The sequence below is a fragment of the uncultured Nocardioides sp. genome (genome assembly GCF_902805925.1).
GTDB lineage: Bacteria > Actinomycetota > Actinomycetes > Propionibacteriales > Nocardioidaceae > Nocardioides.
Genome location: NZ_CADCUP010000167.1, coordinates 1 through 4913, shown reverse-complemented (window position 1 = coordinate 4913; position 4913 = coordinate 1). Strand labels below are relative to the sequence as shown.

Here is a 4913-nt window from a genome sequence, read left to right as displayed (position 1 = left end):
GCTCGCCGGCAGCGGCCCACCACCGCTGCACGTTCCCGGCCTGCCGCCACCGCGTCATCAGGGGCAGGTCGCCGCGCGACATCGCCCTCAGCGACACCACGACGTCGTGGTCGATCACGAACCGCTTCACCTCGCTCGACAGGTCGACCGGCGCCGGCTCGCCGGTGAGCGTCGCACTCGTACGGCGCGCGGCGGCCGCCCACGACTCGCCTTCGCGCACCGTGCCGTCGAGCTCCCGGTCGCCGTGCACGACGCTGAGGCGGGTGCTCACGGCGCCACCCGGTCGCGCTGCGTCGGGCGTCGTGGCATGTCCGGCAACCTACCGCTCGAGCGCCTCCTTCACGACGGCGTAGGCCACGCCGGGCGAGTGGCCCTTGCGCGCCAGCATGCCGACCAGGCGACGGGTGGCCCTGTCGTGGTCGAGCCCCTGCACCGACCGCAGCTTGCGGCGCACCAGCTCTCGTGCGGTCTCCCGCTCGTCGTCGGCGTCGAGCTCCTCGAGCGCCTCCCGGGCCACGTCGTCGTCGATGCCCTTGCGCCGCAGCTCGTGCGCCAGCGCACGCCGGGCGAGCCCACGGCCGGTGCTGCGCTGCTGGACCCACTCGCGGGCGAAGGCCTCGTCGTCGACGAGCCCGACCTCCTCGAACCGGTCGAGGAGCCGGGTGGCCAGCTCCTCCGGCACGTTCTTCTGCGCGAGCTTCTCCGCCAGCTGGTGCCGGGTCCGGGCCCGACCGGTGAGCTGGTCGAGCAGGATCTTGCGGGCGACGGCCTCCTGGTCGGCCTCGGGGCCGTCGCCCACCGGATCGGGAGGCAGGGCGTGTGGAGGCTGGGCGGTGCCGGTCCACGCGGCGACGCCGTCGGAGACGTCGCCGCGCCACCGCTCAGAAGCTGTCGACACCGATCGGCTCATCGGAGAGGTCACCCGGCTGGTCGACCTGTGCACCCACCCCGAGCTTCTCGAGGATCTTCTTCTCGAGCTCGTTGGCGAGGTCGGGGTTGTCCTTGAGGAAGGTGCGGGCGTTCTCCTTGCCCTGGCCGAGCTGGTCGCCCTCGTAGGTGTACCAGGCGCCGGCCTTGCGCACGAGGCCAGCCTCGACGCCGACGTCGATCAGGCCACCCTCGCGGGAGATGCCCTTGCCGTACATGATGTCGAACTCGGCCTGCTTGAACGGCGGCGCGACCTTGTTCTTGACGACCTTGACCCGGGTGCGGTTGCCGACCATGTCGGTGCCGTCCTTGAGGGTCTCGATGCGGCGCACGTCGAGGCGCACGGAGGAGTAGAACTTCAGCGCCTTGCCGCCCGTGGTGGTCTCGGGCGAGCCGAACATGACGCCGATCTTCTCGCGCAGCTGGTTGATGAAGATCATCGTGGTGCCGGAGTTGTTGAGGGCACCGGTCATCTTGCGCAGCGCCTGGCTCATCAGCCGGGCCTGCAGCCCGACGTGGCTGTCGCCCATCTCGCCCTCGATCTCGGCACGGGGCACCAGGGCGGCCACCGAGTCGATGACGATCAGCGACAGCGCGCCCGAGCGGATCAGCATGTCGGCGATCTCCAGCGCCTGCTCACCGGAGTCGGGCTGGGAGACCAGCAGCGCGTCGGTGTCGACGCCCAGGGCCTTGGCGTAGTCGGGGTCGAGCGCGTGCTCGGCGTCGATGAAGGCGACGATGCCGCCGGCGGCCTGCGCGTTGGCCACCGCGTGCAGCGCGACCGTGGTCTTTCCGGAGGACTCGGGGCCGTAGATCTCGACGACGCGGCCGCGGGGCAGACCGCCCAGGCCGAGGGCGACGTCGAGGGAGATGGCCCCGGTGGGGATCACCTCGAGCGGGGCGCGCGTCTCGTCGCCCAGTCGCATGACCGAGCCCTTGCCGAACTGCTTCTCGATGTTCGCGAGGGCGGCGTCGAGCGCCTTGTCGCGGGGGTCTGCAGCCATGTGCCTGTCCTTTGTGAGTGTCGGTGTCGGGTACGTCGGCGACGCTAGGCCGAGCCACCGACAGTCCCTGGTCAGGAGTGTCGAAGCCTGTGGAGAACCTCGGCCGGGCGTCGTACCCGTGCAGCCAACGATAGCCGAACACGTGTTCGACCGATCCCTGCCGGGCGGCGTGTCGCGGAGTCCTCTCAGACGCCGACGCGGTGGCCGGCCGGCCGCCCGCTCACCACGCCCGCGGCGACCACCCCGCACGCCAGCACGCCCGCGAAGGCGTTGAGCGCGGCGTAGCCCCACGTGCCCACGACCACCCCGGCGACGGCGCCGGCGGCCGCCGCGGTCAGCTGCATGGTCATGTCGGAGGCGCCCTGCACGTCGGTGCGCACCTCGAGCGGCGCCAGGTCGGCGACCAGCGTCGACCCGGCGACCGTCGCGCACGACCAGCCCAGGCCCAGCAGGAACAGCCCGGCGAAGATCTGCCAGGACGAGCCCTCGGGCGAGCGCGCGCAGAGCACGAGGGAGACGACCAGCACCCCGGCGCCCACGAGCAGCACCGCCGGCCGGCCGAGGCGGTCGGCGGCGAGGCCGACGAGCGGCGAGAACGCGAACATGCCGAGCACGTGGACGGAGATCACGAACCCGATCACCCGCAGCTCCGCGCCGCCGTGCTCCATGTGGAGCGGGGTCATGATCATCACCGAGATCATCACCGCGTGCGCCGCGGCGATGCCGCCGATCGCGGCGCCCAGTGCCGGGGCCCGGCGCACGGCGTCGACGGCGCGGCCCCACGAGGTGCCGATGGGCCGGTGCGCGCCGGTGCCTGCGGCGGCCCGGGCCGCGAGCAGCGGATCGGGCCGCAGGAAGACGGCGTAGACGGCCGCGGCCAGCAGCATGCCGACGCCGCCCAGCAGGAAGGGACCGGTGAGCGGCGGGATGCCCAGCCGGTCGGCGAGCGTGCCGGCCGGCCCGGTGAGGTTGGGCCCCAGCACCGCGCCGACGGTGGTGGCCCACACCACGGTCGACAGCGCCTGGGCCCGGGTCGCCTCGGGCGCCAGGTCGGTGGCGGCGTACCGGGCCCCGGCGTTGGCGGCGGTCGTGGCGCCCAGCAGGGCCGCCCCCACGAGGAGCAGCGCCATCGACTCGACCACGCCGGCCAGCACCGCCAGCAATGCCCCCGCGGCGCCGACCAGCAGGCCGGTCACCTGGCCCGCGCGACGCCCGCGGTGCGACATGATCCGGGCCAGGAGGTACGCCGCGACGGCGGCGCCGAGGACCTGCGTGGTCTGCGCGAGCCCGGCCTGGGTGTCGGAGCCGGAGATGTCGCGTGCCAGCAGCGAGGCGGTGGCCACGCCGATCGTGATGCCGACGGCGCCGATCGCCTGGCCCGCGACCAGCACCCGGACGGTGCGTCGCTGGACCGCCGCCAGGTCGGGCGTCATCGCATCCTGTCGGGCAGGTCGAGCATCCGCCACACGGCCGCCCACACCCTCTTGGGGGGCTCACCGGCGGCGAGCGCCTCCTCGACGGTGCGGCTGCCCAGCTCTCCGATGACGGTGAGCTCGGCCCAGGCGTGGGCGTAGGACTCGCCCAGCGCCTCCTCCATCCGCGCCCAGAACTCGGTGTGCCTCATCGCCGACGGCTCGCGACCACGTCGATCCACGGCTCCCCGGTGCGGCCGGTCGGGCGCGTCAGCGCCTCGACCTGCCACCCGGCCGTGTCCAGCACCGTGCGCAGCGGCTCCTCGCGCCAGCGCACGAAGTGTCGCGGGGCGCGGATGCTGCCGTGGGTGGACCACACCTCCCCGTCGCCCTCCTTGAGGGAGACGTGGAGCAGCCCCTCGGGGCGCACGACCTCCGCCAGCCGCGACAGCACGGTCGGCAGGTCGGCACGGTCGACATGCAGGAGGCAGGCGCTGGCCCACACCCCGTCGACGCTCCCGGGCTCGCCGAGGTCGTCGTGGAGAGGGTCGAGCACCTCGGCCTCGTGACCGGACGCCCGGAGCAGCCCCACGAAGGCGGGCGTGATGTCGGTGCGGCGCACCCGCAGCCCGGCGGCCTCGAGGACCAGTGCGTCACGACCCCCGGCGGAGCCGATCTCCAGGACGCGCGCGCCGGCGCCCAGTCGCTGCGCGAAGGCCTCGGCGGTGGCCCGCAGCGGCTCGCCCATGACGGCGCTCGCGTCGCGGTAGGCGGCCGCGTGGGCGTCGTAGGAGCGGATGGTGACGCTGCAAGGGTCGTGCCCGACGTCGTGGAGGTGGTGGACGACGTCGTGGAGGTGGTAGCGGCCCAGCGTCGTGACCGTGAACCGGCTCCCGTCGCTGCGGCTGCCGGTGCGCCCCGCCGTCTCGTCGGTCACAGTGGCGTAGAGGCCGGCGACCGTGCCGGCCGCCTCGATGAGGTCGACGTCGACCTCGGCGGGGTCCGCGGCGGCGTAGTCGGACTCCAGTGCGGTGGCGTCCTGGTCCCAGCCGGCGAAGGCGGGGGCGTCCTGCGCGAGCATCAGGGCGACGCGCTCGGCGAAGACCCGGTGCACGTCGCGGACGTGGCAGGCGTACTCCAGCGGCGACCAGGTCGAAGGGTCGGGGCGCTCGCGCACGTCGGGCCCGCGGAGCACCCGCGACCAGGTGGCCGTGGTGCTCCGCAGCAGGTCGGGGAGGTCTGCGACACCGTGCGCGGCCGAGGTGAACCCGCAGTCGGGACACGAGCGCTCCAGCACCCAGGTCCAGTCCTTGGTGTCGGGTTCGATCGCCACGCCGCCATTCAACCAGCGGGTTCCGACAGTGGCAGCATGCGCCCATGGCAGCCGACTTCTCCGTGCGGGCGGCGACGACCGAAGACATCCCGGCCCTGGCGTCGATCTACGGTCGCGAGGCCCGCGAGGGCTACGCCACCTTCGACGTGGAGCCCCGCTCGCACGACGCGTGGCTGCCGTACGTCGGGAGCAGCGCGCCCGGAGACCTGGCGCTGGTGGCCGTCGACGACGCGCACA

Annotated in this window: 6 protein-coding genes and 1 pseudogene; 1 reads left to right on the top strand and 6 read right to left on the bottom strand. The window is 73.6% G+C overall.

Features of this window, described 5'->3' with window-relative positions; translation table 11 throughout:
- From QZX64_RS12095 to QZX64_RS12070, 6 genes and pseudogenes are all read right to left on the bottom strand, one after another.
- Positions 1–271 (bottom strand): annotated as a pseudogene (locus QZX64_RS12095) (N-acetyltransferase); the annotation flags it as partial.
- Positions 272–319: 48 nt separating this feature from the next.
- On the bottom strand, positions 320–898 hold the full coding sequence (locus QZX64_RS12090; RefSeq protein WP_295660153.1) for a regulatory protein RecX: 579 nt from the start codon (positions 896–898) through the stop codon (positions 320–322).
- The gene (gene recA / locus QZX64_RS12085; protein ID WP_295660150.1) at positions 882–1931 is read right to left on the bottom strand and encodes a recombinase RecA; all 1050 of its coding nucleotides are present in this window, start codon (positions 1929–1931) and stop codon (positions 882–884) included. The genes QZX64_RS12090 and recA overlap by 17 nt, the downstream gene beginning before the upstream one ends.
- Before the next feature lie 185 nt (positions 1932–2116).
- Positions 2117–3364, bottom strand: a complete 1248-nt coding sequence (locus QZX64_RS12080) for an MFS transporter (RefSeq protein ID WP_295660147.1) — start codon at positions 3362–3364, stop codon at positions 2117–2119.
- A complete protein-coding gene (locus QZX64_RS12075; protein WP_295660145.1) occupies positions 3361–3555 on the bottom strand; it encodes a DUF3046 domain-containing protein in 195 nt (64 codons plus the stop codon). The genes QZX64_RS12080 and QZX64_RS12075 overlap by 4 nt, the downstream gene beginning before the upstream one ends.
- Complete coding sequence (locus tag QZX64_RS12070; protein WP_295660143.1) at positions 3552–4676, bottom strand: bifunctional 2-polyprenyl-6-hydroxyphenol methylase/3-demethylubiquinol 3-O-methyltransferase UbiG; 1125 nt, start codon at positions 4674–4676, stop codon at positions 3552–3554. The genes QZX64_RS12075 and QZX64_RS12070 overlap by 4 nt, the downstream gene beginning before the upstream one ends.
- Positions 4677–4720: 44 nt before the next feature.
- On the opposite strand from QZX64_RS12070, the gene QZX64_RS12065 reads away from it, so the two are divergent.
- On the top strand, positions 4721–4913 hold a 193-nt coding region (locus tag QZX64_RS12065; RefSeq protein ID WP_295660141.1), incomplete at its 3' end, for a GNAT family N-acetyltransferase.

Coding starts and splice junctions, on each gene's coding strand:
- recA (WP_295660150.1), bottom strand. CDS start 1,931: ATGGCTGCAGACCCCCGCGACAAGGCGCTCGACGCCGCCCTCGCGAAC.
- QZX64_RS12080 (WP_295660147.1), bottom strand. CDS start 3,364: ATGACGCCCGACCTGGCGGCGGTCCAGCGACGCACCGTCCGGGTGCTG.
- QZX64_RS12075 (WP_295660145.1), bottom strand. CDS start 3,555: ATGAGGCACACCGAGTTCTGGGCGCGGATGGAGGAGGCGCTGGGCGAG.